Source organism: Escherichia sp. MAL-1 (assembly GCF_052948035.1).
Genome location: NZ_CM129609.1, coordinates 3310122 through 3327857, shown reverse-complemented (window position 1 = coordinate 3327857; position 17736 = coordinate 3310122). Strand labels below are relative to the sequence as shown.

General features: G+C 53.2%; 18 protein-coding genes. 7 read left to right on the top strand and 11 right to left on the bottom strand.

All coding sequences use genetic code 11. The annotated features are described in order from the left end of the window. Positions 1-32 precede the first annotated feature (32 nt). Entirely contained in the window at positions 33-746 is a 714-nt protein-coding gene (locus ACU8XX_RS16625; RefSeq protein ID WP_000446914.1) for a Bax inhibitor-1/YccA family protein, read from the top strand. Positions 747-781: 35 nt separating this feature from the next. Here ACU8XX_RS16625 and ACU8XX_RS16620 read toward each other — a convergent pair whose 3' ends face one another. From ACU8XX_RS16620 to ACU8XX_RS16610, 3 genes are read right to left on the bottom strand one after another with little or no spacing between them, the layout of a single operon-like run. Beyond that, positions 782-1738, bottom strand: a complete 957-nt coding sequence (locus ACU8XX_RS16620; RefSeq protein WP_016241987.1) for a lysylphosphatidylglycerol synthase domain-containing protein — start codon at positions 1736-1738, stop codon at positions 782-784. Further along, positions 1738-2979 carry a cardiolipin synthase ClsB gene (clsB, locus tag ACU8XX_RS16615; RefSeq protein ID WP_000650314.1) on the bottom strand — a complete coding sequence of 414 codons (1242 nt, stop codon included), beginning with the start codon at positions 2977-2979 and terminating at the stop codon, positions 1738-1740. Before clsB ends, ACU8XX_RS16620 begins: the two co-directional genes overlap by 1 nt. After that, positions 2976-3737, bottom strand: coding sequence for an endonuclease/exonuclease/phosphatase family protein (locus tag ACU8XX_RS16610; protein WP_001113347.1), 762 nt, complete (start codon positions 3735-3737; stop codon positions 2976-2978). Before ACU8XX_RS16610 ends, clsB begins: the two co-directional genes overlap by 4 nt. A 132-nt stretch (positions 3738-3869) precedes the next feature. Between ACU8XX_RS16610 and ACU8XX_RS16605 the strand changes: the two genes are divergently transcribed. Then, on the top strand, positions 3870-4280 hold the full coding sequence (locus ACU8XX_RS16605) for a YbhQ family protein (RefSeq protein WP_000871982.1): 411 nt from the start codon (positions 3870-3872) through the stop codon (positions 4278-4280). On the opposite strand, the gene ACU8XX_RS16600 is transcribed toward ACU8XX_RS16605, so the two are convergent. Genes ACU8XX_RS16600 through cecR form a run of 5 tightly spaced genes read right to left on the bottom strand, consistent with a single transcriptional unit; the run spans position 4242 to position 9883 of the window. Next, positions 4242-5348 (bottom strand): ABC transporter permease, encoded by a 1107-nt coding sequence (locus ACU8XX_RS16600; protein ID WP_000469031.1) that lies wholly within the window; start codon positions 5346-5348, stop codon positions 4242-4244. The genes ACU8XX_RS16605 and ACU8XX_RS16600 overlap by 39 nt on opposite strands. Before the next feature lie 10 nt (positions 5349-5358). Further along, complete coding sequence (locus ACU8XX_RS16595) at positions 5359-6492, bottom strand: ABC transporter permease (RefSeq protein WP_000070131.1); 1134 nt, start codon at positions 6490-6492, stop codon at positions 5359-5361. Next, entirely contained in the window at positions 6485-8221 is a 1737-nt protein-coding gene (locus ACU8XX_RS16590; protein WP_000996107.1) for an ATP-binding cassette domain-containing protein, read from the bottom strand. Before ACU8XX_RS16590 ends, ACU8XX_RS16595 begins: the two co-directional genes overlap by 8 nt. Continuing rightward, the gene (gene hlyD, locus ACU8XX_RS16585) at positions 8214-9209 is read right to left on the bottom strand and encodes a secretion protein HlyD (protein WP_000743444.1); all 996 of its coding nucleotides are present in this window, start codon (positions 9207-9209) and stop codon (positions 8214-8216) included. Before hlyD ends, ACU8XX_RS16590 begins: the two co-directional genes overlap by 8 nt. A gap of 2 nt (positions 9210-9211) precedes the next feature. Continuing rightward, the gene (gene cecR / locus ACU8XX_RS16580) at positions 9212-9883 is read right to left on the bottom strand and encodes a DNA-binding transcriptional regulator CecR (RefSeq protein WP_096251882.1); all 672 of its coding nucleotides are present in this window, start codon (positions 9881-9883) and stop codon (positions 9212-9214) included. 228 nt (positions 9884-10111) lie between these two features. On the opposite strand from cecR, the gene rhlE reads away from it, so the two are divergent. Beyond that, positions 10112-11476, top strand: a complete 1365-nt coding sequence (rhlE, locus tag ACU8XX_RS16575; RefSeq protein WP_000007101.1) for an ATP-dependent RNA helicase RhlE — start codon at positions 10112-10114, stop codon at positions 11474-11476. Between the two features lie 231 nt (positions 11477-11707). Here the strand turns inward: rhlE and ybiA are convergent, their stop codons facing one another. Next, complete coding sequence (ybiA, locus tag ACU8XX_RS16570; RefSeq protein WP_001145126.1) at positions 11708-12190, bottom strand: N-glycosidase YbiA; 483 nt, start codon at positions 12188-12190, stop codon at positions 11708-11710. 119 nt (positions 12191-12309) lie between these two features. On the opposite strand from ybiA, the gene dinG reads away from it, so the two are divergent. From dinG to ybiE, 4 genes are all read left to right on the top strand, one after another. After that, entirely contained in the window at positions 12310-14460 is a 2151-nt protein-coding gene (gene dinG / locus ACU8XX_RS16565; protein ID WP_001300645.1) for an ATP-dependent DNA helicase DinG, read from the top strand. Between the two features lie 27 nt (positions 14461-14487). Continuing rightward, positions 14488-15450 (top strand): DNA-binding protein YbiB, encoded by a 963-nt coding sequence (gene ybiB / locus ACU8XX_RS16560; RefSeq protein WP_000386551.1) that lies wholly within the window; start codon positions 14488-14490, stop codon positions 15448-15450. Between the two features lie 140 nt (positions 15451-15590). Beyond that, a complete protein-coding gene (gene hcxB / locus ACU8XX_RS16555; protein ID WP_000443530.1) occupies positions 15591-16676 on the top strand; it encodes a hydroxycarboxylate dehydrogenase HcXB in 1086 nt (361 codons plus the stop codon). Positions 16677-16742: 66 nt separating this feature from the next. Further along, complete coding sequence (gene ybiE / locus ACU8XX_RS16550; protein ID WP_211180490.1) at positions 16743-16802, top strand: protein YbiE; 60 nt, start codon at positions 16743-16745, stop codon at positions 16800-16802. A gap of 102 nt (positions 16803-16904) precedes the next feature. On the opposite strand, the gene ybiJ is transcribed toward ybiE, so the two are convergent. Then, positions 16905-17165: a DUF1471 family protein YbiJ gene (gene ybiJ / locus ACU8XX_RS16545; protein WP_000849301.1), complete on the bottom strand. Its 261-nt coding sequence runs from the start codon at positions 17163-17165 to the stop codon at positions 16905-16907. A 264-nt stretch (positions 17166-17429) separates the two neighbouring features. Continuing rightward, complete coding sequence (ybiI, locus tag ACU8XX_RS16540; RefSeq protein WP_000146343.1) at positions 17430-17696, bottom strand: C4-type zinc finger protein YbiI; 267 nt, start codon at positions 17694-17696, stop codon at positions 17430-17432. Positions 17697-17736 lie beyond the last annotated feature (40 nt).

Here is a 17736-nt window from a genome sequence, read left to right as displayed (position 1 = left end):
TATTAATATTTTTTCTAAGGATAACTAAAAGAATGGAATCATACTCGCAAAACAGCAATAAATTAGATTTTCAGCACGAGGCCAGGATATTAAACGGTATATGGCTCATTACCGCTTTAGGTTTGGTGGCAACCGCAGGACTAGCCTGGGGAGCTAAGTATCTCGAAATTACGGCAACCAAATATGATTCACCACCAATGTATGTCGCCATAGGGTTATTATTACTTTGTATGTATGGCTTAAGTAAGGATATCAACAAGATAAATGCCGCCATCGCGGGCGTAATATATCTGTTTTTACTCTCTTTGGTGGCGATTGTCGTTGCAAGTTTAGTTCCTGTATATGCCATTATCATCGTGTTCAGCACTGCGGGCGCGATGTTTTTAATCAGTATGCTGGCCGGTTTATTATTTAATGTTGATCCTGGTTCTCACCGTTTTATCATTATGATGACGTTGACAGGGTTGGCCCTGGTAATCATCGTGAATGCGGCATTAATGAGTGAACGGCCCATTTGGGTAATAAGTTGCTTAATGATTGTGTTATGGCCAGGCATTATCTCGCATGGACGAAATAAGCTCCTTGAACTGGCAGGAAAATGCCATAGTGAAGAGTTGTGGAGTCCGGTTCGTTGCGCTTTTACAGGTGCATTAACACTCTATTACTATTTTATCGGCTTCTTTGGGATACTTGCCGCGATAGCTATAACGCTTGTCTGGCAAAGGCATACGCGTTTTTTTCATTAGTCGTAAATGCAGATACTAAAGAACTTAACTGAACTTCACATCGCCGCTTCATTTTTCGCTCGTAGCTTTTTCGCCTGGCTTTCCAGCAACAGGTAACAGATCAGCGCCAGCAGCAGTGGGATAAAGTAATACAGCACACGGTAAGCGAGCAGGGCGGCGATAATTGTGCCTTTGGTGATATGCTCCCCAGCCAGTAGCGCGATAAACACCGCTTCCAGCACACCAATTCCCGCCGGAATATGCACGATGACGCCTGCAATACTACTAACCAGCAACACGCCCAGTACAAAGAAATAGTTAACGCTTTGACCAAGTAACAGCCAGATAATCGCCCCCATTACCATCCAGTTAACGCTGGAAATCAGCATCTGGGCGAGGGCGAATTTCCATGAAGGCAGTACCAGCTTTTGCCCTTTAATGGTCATATGGCGGTGCTTCGCGAAAGCGCAAAACCACAAATAAACCGCGATAATCATCAGTAAGCCAATGCCGAGAATACGCAGCGTAGTTTGATCGACATACCAGTGATCCGGCAACTCCACCACGCCTGCGGTAAAGATAATCCCCGCCAGCAAAATATAGCCCAGCCAGTTGGTGGTGATACTGAGCGAGAAAATCCGCGTAATAGTGCTACCGGGCAACCCCAGACGAGAGTACAAACGATAGCGCATACCAATGCCGCCGACCCAGGTACTGAGTGTCAGGTTGAAGGCGTAGCAGATAAACGACACCAGCATCACCTGGCGCTTCGCCAGTTTGTGACCGCAGTAAAAGCGGGCGAGCAGGTCATAGCAGCCGTAAATCAGATAACTGACGACCACCAGCCCGACCGCACTGAGCAGCGCAACGCGATTGTAGTCACGGATGTCCTTCCAGACCTCTTCCCAGTCCACCTTTTTGGCGTAGACCACCAGCAACACAATCACCGCGATAAAAAACAGCCAGGTGAGGATCTTCTTTGCTAAGCGCCAGCGCGGGTGTGATTTACTCATCAGGGTTTTACCCCCGTGTTTTCAGTTTCTACCCGATCCTGCGTTTCCATTGTCGGTTGTGCGGGGGGATCAACCTGCGTCAGACGTGGTGTGTGTGCCGGAAGCCAGCCAACCAGCGCCGGGAAGTGGCGTAAAAAGTGGAACGCCAGCACGCTTTTGGTCAGGTTCCACCAGGTGCGTTTCGGCAGCATGGTCTCATCGACCTGCTGACAATCTGCGGCAATAATGCCGTTCAGATTATCGCGCAGCGTCTGGTTAAAATGACGATCGTGGATGATGACATTTGCTTCGAGATTCAGTGACAAACTGAGCGGATCGAGATTACTGGACCCTACTGTCGCCCAGTGATCGTCCATCAATGCCACTTTGCCGTGGAGCGGGCGGCGGCGGTACTCAAATACCTGAACGCCGCCTTTAACCAGATAGTTATACAGCAAGCGCGCACCGACTCTGACAATCGGCATATCCGGTTCGCCCTGAATGATCAGTTTGATCCGCACCCCGCGCCGTGCCGCTTTACGCAAGGCGTGTAAAAATCGATAGCCGGGGAAGAAGTAGGCGTTGGCGATAATGACTTCTCGCTGCGCCTGAGTGAGCATTTTCAGATAGTGACGTTCAATATCATCGCGATGTTCTTCGTTATCGCGCCAGACCAGCAATACCTGCGCTTCTCCCGGCTGGCGGTTCTCTTCCGCTTTGTGATGACGTCGCCACCAGCGTCGTGCCGCGCTCTGTCCAGGCAGGTTTTCCAGCTCAAACTGGAGAATATCTTCGACAATCGGCCCTTCAAGGCGTACCGCGTAATCCTGTTTAGCCTCTGGACCGTAGCTGGACATATGCTCGGCGGAGTAATTCAGCCCGCCAATAAAGGCGATACGCGCGTCGATCACCACAATTTTGCGATGCATCCGGCGAAACACATTGGTGCGCATACCAAAAAGGCGAGGGCGGGGATCGTAGTAGCGAAATACCACGCCAGCTGCCGTCAGTTCATTGACAAACTCATCGCTGAGATCCGGCGAACCGTAGCCATCCAGCAAGACTTCCGCTTTAACCCCGCGTTGCGCTGCTGCCAGTAGTGCCGCATGCAGCTGTTTGCCGACGTCATCCTCAAACCAGATAAACGTTTCAAGAATGATGCGTTCTTGTGCCTCGCCAATCGCCTTAAACACCGCGGGATAATATTGCTCGCCGTTTTCCAGCAACTCGATCTTATTGCCTTCACGCCAGCTACATTTCATAAATGAATCTCCGCACTTAAAGGGGCATGATCAGAAAGGTGTCGCCATGTCTGCAGCGGCAACGCGGTTGGCGCGCTGGCGCTGGCATTTTTGACGTAGATCCTGTCCAGACGTAGTAGAGGAAATTGCACCGGAAACGTGCGCGCCGGGCGTCCGTGGGCGCGGGTAAATATCTCATCCAGCCCGGCCTGCACTTTTAACGGATGATTAGCTTTTTGCCGCCAGTCGTTGAAATCACCCGCCACCAATACTGGTTCGCCGTCCGGCAGCTCATTGACCCATTCGGCGAGCATCGCAAGCTGCGCCTGACGGTGCGCCTCACGCAGGCCCAGATGTACGCACATCACATGAATCGCTTTTCCGGTCATCGGCGGCACAATGCGGCAGTAGAGCACGCCGCGCTTTTCCGCACCATCGACCGAAACATCGCGATTCTCATAATGTTCAATGGGATAACGCGACAGTACGGCGTTGCCGTGATGCCCTTCCGGGTATACGGCATTGCGACCGTAGGCAAAATCGCTCCACATAGTGTCGGCGAGAAACTCGTAGTGCGAGGTATCGGGCCAGTTTTCCACATGCAGCGGATGAACTTCGTGCGCGCCCATCACTTCCTGCAGGCAAACAATATCGGCGCTGACGGTACGCACGGCATCGCGAAGTTCCGGCAAAATGAAGCGTCGGTTAAACGCGGTAAAGCCTTTGTGAATATTGATGGTGAGCACCTTGAACGAAAATTGTTGTGTTTGATCGGGCATAATTTTCCTGTCTTTGCCTCTTATCTCATTGAAATAGTGTAGTCGGCGTCACAAAAAGGTGCGGTCTTACGGAATTTTCCGTAAAGTTCGGTACTCTGAGTAAGTAGAGATAAATTCTTCAGGAGAGAAGCCATGAAGTGGCAACAACGTGTTCGTGTCGCAACGGGTCTAAGTTGCTGGCAGATTATGTTGCATTTACTGGTAGTGGCGCTGCTGGTGGTGGGCTGGATGAGTAAGACTCTGGTTCACGTCGGCGTGGGATTATGCGCACTGTATTGTGTCACGGTAGTGATGATGCTGGTGTTTCAGCGCCACCCCGAGCAACGCTGGCGTGAGGTGGCAGACGTGCTGGAAGAGCTGACCACGACCTGGTATTTTGGCGCAGCGCTGATTGTGCTGTGGCTGTTGTCCCGCGTACTGGAAAACAACTTTTTGCTGGCAATTGCAGGGCTGGCGATCCTTGCTGGCCCGGCGGTAGTGTCTTTGCTGGCGAAAGATAAGAAGTTACATCACCTTACGTCTAAACATCGCGTACGCCGCTGACCCTGTCGTGGCCGTTATCACCAGTAGCGGCCACAAACTATTCCACACAATATCCAGACTCGCATCCTTCAAATAAATCTGCTTGGTAATGTCCGTAAAGTGGCGAATAGGGTTAATCCACGTCAGGTTTTGCAGCCATACTGGCATGTTTTCCACCGGAGAAACGTAACCGGAAAGGAGAATGGCGGGCATCATAAAAACAAACACGCCGATAAACGCCTGCTGTTGTGTCGAGCAGAGTGATGAAATCAACAGACCGAATCCCACCAGCGATAAACCGTAAATCACCATCGTAAAGTAGAACAGCGCCAGCGATCCGGCGAAGGGGATTTGATACGCCCAGATACCAATCGCCAGCACAATGGTGGCCTGGAAGGTGGCGACAATTAACGCCGGTACGGCTTTGCCGATGAAGATCTGCCAGGTGGTGAGCGGCGAAACCAGTAGCTGATCGAGCGTACCTTGTTCACGTTCGCGGGCGACGGAAAGTGAAGTGACGATCATTACGCCGATAGTGGTGATCATGGCGATCAGCGACGGCACCACAAACCATTTGTAGTCAAGATTCGGGTTATACCAGTTGCGTACCACCAGCTCGCTGTTGTTAGGTTTCGGTTTTCCTTCCAGCAGCTCCTGCTGATAATTTTTGACGATCTGTTGCAGGTAGTTGGCGGCAATTTGCGCACTGTTGGAGTTACGCCCGTCGAGGATCAACTGCAACGGCGCGGTCTGGAAGGTATCCAGTTTGCGCGAGAAGTCAGCCGGGAAACGCACCAGTAGTAACGCCTTTTGTGTGTCGATGGTTGGGCGGATCTCCTGTGGGCTTTTCAGCAGCAGCACATGGGTAAAGGCGCTGGCGCGGGCAAAACGTTGGGTCAGCTCCACCGAATGCTCGCCGTTATCTTCATCGTAGATGGCGATGGTGGCGTTAGTCACTTCCAGCGTGGCGGCGAACGGGAACAGGATCACCTGAATAAGCACAGGTAAAATCAGAATCGCGCGGGTTTGTGGTTCGCGCAGCAACGACTGCAACTCTTTGCGGATTAACGTCCATAAGCGATGAAACATGCTCTTCTCCCTAATCCAGCCGACGTTTGGTTTTCAGCCACGTCAGGCCGATAAACATCACCGCCGAAGCGATCAAAAACAGCACGTTTACCACCAGCACCACTGGAATATTCCCGGCGAGGAACAGGCTTTGCAGGGTGCTGACGAAATAACGAGCGGGAATAATGTACGTCACCGCGCGGATCACCGCGGGCATACTGTCGATCTGAAAAATAAAGCCGGAAAGCATAATCGACGGCAGGAACGCGGCGTTCAGGGCGACCTGAGCGGCATTGAACTGGTTGCGGGTAATCGTGGAAATCAGCAGCCCCATCCCCAGGGTACTGAGTAAAAACAGGCTGGAGATAAAAAACAGAATAAGCAGCGAACCGCGATACGGCACCCCGAGAATAAACACTGACACCAGCATACACAGCAGCATCGCCAGCATCCCGAGAAAGTAATAAGGGATCAGCTTACACAGCAGCAGTTCCGTGCGGGTAATCTCCGTAGAGAGCAGAGCCTCCATGGTGCCGCGTTCCCATTCTCGCGCCACCACCAGCGAGGTGAGAATCGCGCCGATGACCGTCATGATAATGGTCACCGCACCCGGGATAATAAAGTGCTGGCTTATCGCCGCCGGGTTAAACCAGTAGCGGGTTTGTACATCAATAAGCGGTTCAAAAGTCTGCCCGTTGTCCTCCGCTCGCTGCATTTGCCAGATCTGCCAGATCCCTTCGACATACCCCTGTACAAAGTTAGCGGTATTCGGCTCACTGCCGTCGGTGATCACCTGAATCGGTGCGGTGGCGTTGGCGCGCTCCATCTGTTCCGCAAAATCCACCGGAATAACCACCAGACCGCGAATTTTCCCCGCCTGCATTTTGGCGATCAGTTCCTGACGGTTATCGCTGATGGTGGCGTCGATGTAGGGCGAACCGGTCATGGTGTGGGTGAAATCCAGCGCCGCTTCGCTACGCTGTTCCAGTAAAATCCCGACCCGCAGCTTGCTGGAGTCGAGGTTAATGCCGTAACCAAAAATAAACAGCAGTAGCAGCGGGATCACTACCGCAATCAGCCAGCTACTCGGATCGCGAACGATCTGCCGCGTCTCTTTAACGCACAGCGCCCGTACGCGACGCCAGGACAGGATCGGGTTACTCATTGCTATGCTCCTTATCCCAGTCGTGGATCAACTGAATAAAGGCTTGCTCCATGGTGGGATCGGGTTGCTCGTCGTTGGCCGACTGCGCTTTCAAATCATCCGGCGTGCCGCTGGCAATTAATTTCCCACGGTACACCAGGCCGATGCGGTCGCAATATTCTGCTTCATCCATAAAGTGAGTGGTGACCATCACCGTGACGCCTTTCTCTACCATGCTGTTGATATGCAGCCAAAATTCGCGGCGGGTGAGGGGATCAACGCCGGACGTTGGTTCGTCGAGAAACAGAATGTCCGGTTCATGCATCAGCGAACAGGCCAGCGCCAGCCGCTGTTTAAAACCTAATGGCAGTTCATCGGTCGCGTGGGAGGCGATACTTTTCAGGCCAAATGCCTCGCTCATACGGGAGATTTTTTCGTTCTGCGCCCGACCGCGTAAGCCATACACACCAGAGAAAAAGCGTAAATTCTGTTCGACCGTCAGGTTGCCGTAGAGCGAAAATTTTTGCGCCATATAGCCGAGATGCTGGCGCGCTTTACCGGAACTCTCTTTCAGATCCATCCCCAGCACCAGCGCCTGGCCGGAAGTCGGCACCAGCAAACCGCACATCATCTTAAAGGTGGTCGATTTACCCGCGCCGTTTGGCCCCAGCAAACCAAAAATCTCCCCACGTTTAACGGCAAAGTTGACGTGATCGGTGGCGGCAAAATCACCAAATTTCTTGGTCAGTTCTTTCGCTTCGATCACCGTCTCGCCGGGTGTGCCTTCTACCGTATGCAATATTGCACCCAGCGGCGATTCTGAGGTTCCGGCACCACCCAGCAAATCAATAAACGCATCTTCAAAACGCGGCGTAGTTTCGTTGATGTTGATTTCCGGCATCCCGTCGGCATGGCGAATATCGTCTGGTGTGGCCTCTTTTTTGAGGATCAGACGTACCGATTTCCCCTGAATCATGCCGTCGCTGACCTGCGGCAGTTTCAAGGCGCGTTGCAACAGTTTGCGGTTGCCCTCGTGTGGACTGGTCATCAGAAAGCTGCGTCCGGCCATGGTTTGTGTCAGGGCTTTTGGTTCTCCCTGATACAGCAACTCGCCTTCGTTCATCAGTAACACGTCACGGCACTGCTCGGCTTCGTCGAGATACGAGGTACTCCAGAGGATTAACATCCCTTCGCCCGCCAGCTCATGCACCATCTGCCACAGTTCGCGCCGTGAGATAGGGTCAACGCCGACGCCGGGTTCATCGAGCAGCAACACTTTCGGTTCGCCCACCAGGGTACAGGCCAGGCCGAGTTTTTGTTTCATCCCACCGGAGAGCTTGCCCGCCAGGCGTCCGGTAAACGGCCCAAGAGACGTAAACTCCAGCAGGCGAGCAAAAGTTTGCTTACGTGCCTCGCCGGTGACGCTGCGCAAATCCGCGTACAGATTGAGGTTCTCCATCACCGTGAGATCTTCATACAGACCAAATTTCTGCGGCATATAGCCGAGCACGGCGTGCAGCGCGCCGTCGTTTTTGATCGGATCAAAGCCAATCACCGTGGCACTGCCGCTGTCGGGTTTCAGTAATCCCGCCAACATCCGCATCAGCGTGGTTTTACCTGCACCGTCCGGCCCCACCAACCCCGTCACATAACCGGCGTGAATGGTACAATCGAGCGGCGCGACGGCGGGCTTGTCCATGCCCGGAAAGCGTTTTTCCAGGCCGTTCAGCGTGATAACGGCATCATTCATGTCCTGCCTCGTCACCGAATTGTACCGTCACTGGCATTCCCTGGCGTAACGCATCATCGGCGTCGGTCACCACAATACGCAGGCGATAGACGAGGTCGGTACGCAGATCCGGCGTTTCGACGGTTTTCGGGGTAAATTCAGCAGTCGGCGAAACGAAACCAATCTGCCCGTGATACGGCTTGTCCGGGCGACCATCGGTATAAAGCAGCACTTTGCGCCCCGGCTGGGCCTGGTCAAGATTACGTTCATCAACATAAGCGCGCACCCACACCGGACGCGTTAGTGAAACGGTAAACACCGTGCCACCTTCATTGAGGACCGTGCCTGGCTCCACCGCGCGCGTTAACAGCGTGCCATCAGACGGGGCTATCAACGTTGAGTCCTGTAAATTCAACTCCGCCTGCGCCAGTTGCGCCTGCGCCTGTTCGAGGCTGGCTTTCGCCTGAGCGATGTCCTGTTCACGGTTACCGGAACGGTACTGACGCAATTTATCCTGTGCTGATTTCAGCGTTGCCTGCGCCTGGTCGCGCGAGGAGCGGGCATTTTCCAGGTCATTTGCCGAAATAGTGCGGCTTTTCCACAACCCTTGCTGGCGGTTATAGAAGTTCTGCGCATAGTCATAGGCGGCTTGCGCCTGTTTCACCGCTGCGGCGGCCTGAGCGATTTCTTCATCGCGATACCCGGCAAGCATCAGGTCATACTGCGCCTGTGCCACCGAAACACCCGCTTTCGCCTGCATCAGGGCAATCTCATACGGCTTGTGATCCAGTTCGCCCAGCACCTGGCCCGCTTTGATAGCATCACCTTCGTCCACCGCCAGCGATTCAACGCGCCCCCCAACACGGAAACTAAGATTTACCGTACGAATATCCACGTTGCCATACAGCGTCAGGCCGTTATCCTGGCGGCTTTGATACCACCAGTAGCCTCCGGCAACCACGGCGGCAAGTACCACTACCGCCAATCCGATCACGACAGGTTTTTTCATCACTACAAACTCCTTTGCGATAATCCTTGCAAAATCAGGTCGATATGACAGGTCACCGTCTGGTTGATCAGTTCGGTCTTTTCTTCATCGAACGCGGTCCAGCCGGTACGTAACAGAATTGTTTCTTTGCCAAGACGGAACGCCAGAATCTCACCAATCAACGCATGGGTATGAAGGATCATGCGGGTGTCATTGGCGTCGCAGCCGGTCCAGGCGGCAATCAGGCGTGTCAGGTGGCTGTGTAGCGGACTAATCACCTGTTCGTGCACCAGGTGGTAGGCTGCCGTGGGAGAGAGCTGCTCACGGGAGATAAACTTGCTGAGGTTGACGGTGTCATCCTGGGTGAGCAGCTTAATCATGTTCCTGCAGGCGCGAAGGATCAGTTCACGGATGGCAGCCCGATCAGGCTGTGGTTGCGCGAACAAGCGTTCGGCTTCCTCGGCATGCGGACGGAACTGCTCGCCAATAAAATCGGCAATCCACTGGGCGCAGGCGAGGTACAAATCTTCTTTCGAACCGAAGTAGTAGGTGATGGCAGCGATATTCTGCTCGGCCTGGGCGGCTATCTCGCGAGTGGTGGCGTTCATTCCATATTCACCAAACTGCGCCAGTGCGGCAGCAATCAGCTGTTTTTTCGCCTGTTCACCCTTGATTGTCATGGCAGGATTATTCATCGCACAGTCCATTCTTAATCAAATGATTGATTAAGATTATGACTCCATAGGGGAGTTGTCCAGTATGGCTAAGAATTTTAGCAACGCCAGTCACAGGGATAATTTATGCGCTGCGTCACAAAAACTGCTACACTCCGCTCCCTCATGACATTGTGGTTTTTGTCATTTTCCTTTTCAGTATCTCCCTGAAAACTACACCGGTAACGGTCGGGGCGGTTCGGAGTAGTTATGTCTTTCGATTCTTTGGGTTTAAGCCCTGATATCCTGCGCGCCGTTGCCGAGCAGGGTTACCGTGAACCCACCCCTATTCAGCAGCAGGCGATCCCTGCGGTGCTGGAAGGCCGCGACCTGATGGCTAGCGCCCAGACCGGCACCGGCAAAACAGCGGGCTTTACGCTGCCGCTGTTGCAACACCTGATCACTCGCCAGCCGCACGCCAAAGGGCGTCGTCCGGTACGTGCGCTCATTCTTACCCCGACCCGTGAACTGGCGGCGCAGATTGGCGAAAACGTCCGTGATTACAGCAAATACCTGAACATTCGTTCGCTGGTGGTGTTTGGTGGTGTGAGTATTAACCCGCAGATGATGAAACTGCGTGGCGGCGTTGATGTGCTGGTGGCAACCCCGGGACGTTTGCTGGACCTGGAACATCAGAATGCAGTGAAGCTGGATCAGGTTGAAATCCTCGTCCTCGATGAAGCTGACCGCATGCTCGACATGGGCTTTATCCACGATATCCGTCGCGTGTTAACAAAACTACCTGCGAAGCGCCAGAACCTGTTATTCTCCGCGACCTTCTCTGACGATATTAAAGCCCTGGCGGAAAAACTGTTGCACAACCCGCTGGAAATCGAAGTGGCACGCCGCAATACCGCGTCTGATCAGGTGACCCAGCACGTTCACTTTGTCGATAAGAAACGCAAACGCGAATTGCTGTCGCACATGATTGGGAAAGGGAACTGGCAGCAGGTGCTGGTGTTTACCCGTACCAAACACGGCGCTAACCATCTGGCTGAACAGCTCAATAAAGATGGCATCCGTAGTGCGGCGATCCACGGCAATAAATCGCAAGGTGCGCGTACTCGTGCGCTGGCTGATTTTAAATCGGGCGATATTCGTGTACTGGTGGCAACTGACATCGCTGCGCGCGGCCTGGATATTGAAGAGCTGCCGCACGTCGTCAACTATGAACTGCCAAACGTACCTGAAGATTATGTCCACCGTATCGGGCGTACCGGTCGTGCGGCTGCTACCGGTGAAGCGTTGTCGCTGGTGTGTGTTGATGAACACAAACTGCTGCGTGATATCGAAAAACTGCTGAAAAAAGAGATCCCGCGCATTGCGATTCCGGGCTATGAGCCGGACCCGTCAATCAAAGCCGAACCGATCCAGAACGGTCGCCAGCAACGTGGCGGCGGCGGTCGTGGGCAAGGTGGTGGTCGCGGTCAACAGCAACCACGCCGTGGGGAAGGTGGCGCAAAATCTGCAAGCGCGAAACCTGCAGAAAAACCGTCTCGCCGCCTCGGCGATGCCAAACCGGCAGGCGAACAACAACGTCGCCGCCGTCCGCGTAAACCTGCCGCTGCGCAGTAATCTTTTATGCCGGGCTATGCCCGGCATCAGGCTGATGAACAAACGCAAAACTGCCTGATGCGCTACGCTTATCAGGCCTACGTGAACTCTGCAATATATTGAATTTGCATGCTTTTGTAGGCCGGATAAGGCGTTTACGCCGCATCCGGCATTTCACAACAAGCACTTGTCAGCAATTTGAGAACACGGGAAAAAATTTATCTGTTTTACCGCCCATAAGCCACCGAGACGTTACTTCTCTATAGCCAATTGTTCGCGCAACTCCATTAAAAGGTAGCCCAGTCGATTCTTGCCCTTACCATGACCACCGTCTCCCCAGTAAGCATCGTTTTCCGTATGCTCAACCAGTTTTGCGGGCGCGGTTGCCAGCAAGAGCGCACGCAGTTCTGCATGCTGTTCGAATTTAGCGCGAAGTGCTTTTCGCATCACCTGTTCTTTGACCGACTCCCAGTTTTTACGCAGAGGCTTAGAACGATCGCGCCCCATGCGTGCGGCGACCATAGGGGAAGAAACCCGACGGATCTCTTCGCGGTATTTTTCATCAAGGAATTTTTGTGCCTGAAAATAGTGTTCTGAGGTGGGCCAGGTTTTCCCGTCAACCTTGATGGGCCAGGCGGCAAAGTTAGAAAAATCACCGTAGTCATCGCTGGTGCTGTAGAAATTTATGATGGTGTCTTGCATGACGTGTTGGATCCTTTGTGCTCGAACGGGCATTAAACCGCATTATGTTGGTGGTTATTGCGAGCCGCTTTCCAGAAACAGAAAAACCATTACCCCTGAAAACCGAAAAATGCCACAATATTGGCTGTTTATACAGTATTTCAGGTTTTCTCATGGCATTAACCGCCGCGCTTAAAGCGCAAATTGCCGCCTGGTATAAGGCGCTTCAGGAACAGATCCCCGACTTTATTCCCCGTGCGCCGCAGCGGCAGATGATTGCGGACGTCGCCAAAACGCTGGCCGGAGAAGAAGGGCGACATCTGGCGATTGAAGCCCCCACCGGCGTTGGGAAAACGCTCTCTTATTTGATTCCCGGCATCGCCATTGCCCGCGAAGAGCAAAAAACGCTGGTGGTGAGTACCGCCAACGTGGCATTGCAGGATCAGATTTACAGCAAAGATTTACCGCTGCTGAAAAAGATCATTCCCGATCTTAAATTCACTGCCGCTTTTGGGCGTGGGCGCTACGTTTGTCCGCGTAATCTGACGGCGCTCGCCAGTACTGTACCCACGCAACAGGATCTGCTGGCGTTTCTTGACGACGAACTGACGCCGAACAATCAGGAAGAGCAAAAACGTTGTGCGAAGCTGAAGGGCGATCTCGATACTTATAAATGGGATGGTCTGCGCGATCATACTGATATCGCTATAGATGACGATCTCTGGCGTCGTTTAAGTACCGACAAAGCCAGCTGCCTCAACCGCAATTGTTACTACTATCGTGAATGCCCGTTTTTTGTCGCTCGTCGGGAGATTCAGGAAGCGGAAGTGGTGGTGGCAAACCATGCGCTGGTGATGGCGGCGATGGAAAGCGAAGCGGTATTGCCTGACCCGAAAAATTTACTGCTGGTGCTGGACGAAGGCCATCACCTGCCGGATGTGGCGCGGGATGCGCTTGAGATGAGCGCCGAAATCACCGCGCCGTGGTATCGGCTACAGCTGGACTTGTTCACGAAACTGGTCGCTACCTGCATGGAGCAGTTTCGCCCGAAGACCATCCCACCGCTGGCGATCCCTGAACGTTTGAATGCGCATTGTGAAGAGTTGTATGAGCTTATCGCCTCGTTAAACAACATTCTCAATCTCTACATGCCTGCCGGGCAGGAGGCAGAGCACCGTTTTGCGATGGGCGAACTGCCAGATGAAGTGCTGGAGATCTGCCAGCGGCTGGCAAAACTCACCGAGATGCTGCGTGGCCTGGCGGAGTTATTTCTTAACGATTTAAGTGAGAAAACCGGCAGCCATGACATTGTACGTCTGCATCGGTTGATTTTGCAGATGAACCGCGCGTTGGGGATGTTCGAGGCGCAAAGCAAACTCTGGCGGCTGGCTTCGCTGGCGCAATCTTCCGGTGCACCGGTGACCAAATGGGCGACGCGGGAAGAGCGCGAAGGGCAGCTACACCTCTGGTTTCACTGCGTGGGAATACGTGTCAGCGATCAGCTGGAAAGGCTGCTGTGGCGCAGTATTCCGCACATTATTGTCACCTCCGCAACCTTGCGTTCGCTGAACAGTTTTTCGCGTTTGCAGGAGATGAGTGGTCTGAAAGAGAAAGCGGGCGACCGTTTTGTGGCGCTGGATTCCCCCTTTAACCACTGCGAACAGGGCAAAATTGTTATTCCCCGGATGCGCGTTGAGCCTTCCATCGACAACGAAGAGCAGCATATTGCCGAAATGGCGGCCTTTTTCCGTAAGCAGGTGGAGAGCAAAAAACATCTCGGTATGTTGGTACTGTTTGCCAGCGGACGGGCGATGCAGCGCTTTCTCGACTATGTGACGGATTTACGTCTGATGTTGCTGGTTCAGGGCGATCAGCCGCGTTACCGTTTAGTTGAACTGCACCGCAAACGCGTCGCCAACGGTGAGCGCAGCGTGCTGGTGGGCTTACAGTCATTTGCCGAAGGGCTTGATTTGAAAGGTGATCTGCTCAGCCAGGTGCATATCCACAAAATCGCTTTTCCGCCCATCGACAGCCCGGTGGTGATCACCGAAGGGGAATGGCTGAAAAGCCTCAACCGCTATCCGTTTGAGGTGCAAAGCCTGCCGAGCGCCTCGTTTAACCTGATTCAGCAGGTTGGGCGACTGATTCGAAGCCACGGTTGCTGGGGCGAAGTGGTTATCTACGACAAACGCTTGCTGACCAAAAATTATGGCAAGCGACTACTGGATGCATTACCGGTATTTCCGATAGAGCAACCGGAAGTCCCTGAAGGTATAGTTAAAAAGAAAGAAAAAACGAAATCCCCACGCCGTCGGCGGCGTTAATGATGTGAGTCAGGTAAGGAGTCGTAAATGGACTATCGCAAAATCATTAAAGAGATCGGGCGCGGGAAAAACCACGCGCGCGATTTAGACCGGGATACTGCGCGCGGTCTGTATGCTCATATGCTCAATGGTGAAGTCCCTGACCTTGAGTTGGGCGGCGTATTGATTGCGCTGCGTATCAAAGGAGAAGGGGAAGCAGAGATGCTCGGCTTTTACGAAGCCATGCAAAATCACACCATCAAGCTGACGCCGCCAGCAGGCAAGCCGATGCCGATTGTCATCCCCAGTTACAACGGCGCGCGTAAACAGGCCAACCTGACGCCGTTGTTGGCGATTCTCCTGCACAAACTCGGTTTTCCTGTGGTGGTTCACGGGGTTAGCGAAGATCCAACCCGCGTGCTGACTGAAACCATTTTTGAATTGATGGGTATTACGCCAACGTTGCACGGCGGGCAGGCGCAGGCGAAGCTCGACGAACATCAACCGGTGTTTATGCCAGTCGGCGCGTTTTGCCCGCCGCTGGAAAAACAACTGGCGATGCGCTGGCGGATGGGCGTGCGTAACAGTGCACATACCCTGGCGAAACTGGCGACGCCATTTGCCGAAGGTGAGGCGCTGCGTCTTTCCAGCGTTTCGCATCCGGAATACATTGGACGCGTCGCGAAGTTCTTTAGCGATATCGGCGGGCGGGCGCTACTAATGCATGGTACTGAAGGTGAAGTGTATGCTAATCCGCAGCGCTGCCCGCAGATCAATCTCATTGACCGTGAAGGGATGCGGGTGCTGTATGAAAAACAGGACACTGCTGGTAGCGAGTTACTGCCACAAGCAAAAGATCCGGAAACCACGGCGCAGTGGATTGAGCGTTGCCTTGCTGGCAGCGAACCGATTCCCGAATCGCTGAAAATCCAGATGGCTTGCTGCCTGGTGGCTACGGGTGAAGCGGCAACTATCAGCGACGGCCTGGCGCGCGTTAATCAGGCATTTTAATTCTTTTCTCAGCCGGATGAGCCATGTCATCCGGCTTTTACCCCACCGCAATATGAAATTCCTGCATCTTTATTGACCTTCCCACGCCCGGCGTGCAGCATAAAAATACAACAAACACATAACATAAACAGGAGTTAACCATGGAAAGTGGTCATCGCTTTGATGCTCAGACGCTGCACAGTTTTATTCAGGCTGTATTTCGTCAGATGGGTAGCGAGGAACAAGAAGCGAAATTAGTTGCCGATCATTTAATCGCGGCAAACCTGGCAGGGCATGATTCACATGGTATTGGCATGATCCCAAGCTATGTACGCTCCTGGAGTCAGGGGCACCTGCAAATTAACCATCATGCCAAAACCGTTAAAGAGGCGGGGGCGGCGGTCACGCTCGATGGCGATCGCGCATTTGGTCAGGTCGCGGCACATGAAGCGATGGCGCTGGGGATTGAGAAAGCGCATCAGCACGGTATTGCCGCCGTGGCGCTACATAACTCGCATCATATCGGCCGTATCGGTTACTGGGCGGAGCAGTGTGCAGCGGCGGGGTTTGTCTCTATCCACTTTGTTAGCGTGGTCGGTATTCCAATGGTCGCGCCGTTCCACGGTCGCGACAGCCGCTTTGGCACCAATCCGTTCTGTGTGGTTTTCCCTCGTAAAGATAATTTCCCGCTGTTGCTTGATTACGCCACCAGCGCCATTGCATTTGGCAAAACCCGCGTCGCCTGGCATAAAGGCGTCCCCGTGCCGCCAGGTTGCCTGATTGACGTTAACGGCGTGCCGACGACCAATCCGGCGGTAATGCAGGAGTCGCCGTTGGGTTCGCTGTTGACCTTTGCCGAACATAAAGGCTACGCCCTTGCAGCGATGTGTGAAATTCTTGGCGGGGCGCTTTCCGGCGGTAAAACGACGCATCAGGAAACGTTACAAACCAGTCCCGATGCCATTCTTAACTGCATGACCACTATCATCATCAACCCGGAACTCTTCGGCGCGCCGGATTGTAACGCGCAGACCGAAGCCTTTGCCGAGTGGGTGAAAGCCTCGCCGCATGATGATGATAAGCCGATTTTGCTACCGGGCGAGTGGGAAGTGAACACGCGTCGCGAACGGCAGAAGCAGGGGATTCCACTGGATGCGGGAAGCTGGCAGGCCATTTGTGATGCAGCGCGGCAGATTGGTATGCCGGAAGAGACGTTGCAGGCTTTCTGTCAGCAGTTAGCCAGCTAAAAAAAAGCCCGTCCAGTGGCGGACGGGCAAACAAGGGTAACATAGGATCAATGAGGGTTAGAGCATATGCGTCTGTCGGCAAACAGACAGGGAAATACTTGTGCTGGACGTAGCGTAAACGCCTGATCCGTCCAACGGTTCGGATTTTGTAGGCCTTATAAGACGCGGTAGCGTCGCATCAGGCATCTGTTGCCGGATGCGGCGTAAACGCCTTATCCGTCCTACGAATTACTTATAAATTACCGCAGTACCGCTTAATTTATTGTTGTTGGTGGCGGAAGTGATGCTGTATCCACTGGCACCGGCTGCCGCGGCTTTCTCAGCCAGTTTCGCTTCCAGGGCATCGAGGGTGGATGCGCCATCGGCAGAAACCACGCCGATTTTATTCATGTTCTGTGCCTGGGATGCCGTTACCGGTTCCGCCGCGAACACGCCAAATGACAGAGTTGAAAGAGCCATAGCAGCAACAACAGTATTGATAGTTTTCATAATTAATCTCTCGCAGGTGATTTTTGTATAAGTGACGTTGTTTCGTCGATGTGATGAGTATCACGTTTTTTTACGAGAGATAAAATCGAAGAGAATTGACCGCCTTGTTCAAATAAATTGATTGATATCTAACCTACTGATAAACCATTTATTTGTTGTACTTATGAACTTGTTTTATACCGCGTGGCAGTCACAGCAGCGTTAAAGGCACGGAATGACACGCAAAATACAAATTATACTCGCTATGCATCTCGCCAGTTGTAGTTAACGTAACTGGCTGTCTTTCGAACCTCTGCGATTATATCCTGTATAAGCTGGTTTTTGTAAATCTTTCTCCTGCTGACAATGAATACATAAGCGCACGCCAGGAATGGCTTCCCGACGGGCCTGCGGGATGGGGGCACCGCACTCTTCACATTCATCCAGGCTTTCGCCGCGCGGAATTTCACCCCGAGCGCGGGCAATCGCATCTTCAATTGTACTGTTGATCTGTTCGTTGACGGCGTCATCGTTAGCCCAACCGGATGCCATATCGACCTCCCCATATCAATACTTGTACAGTTAAGTGTAG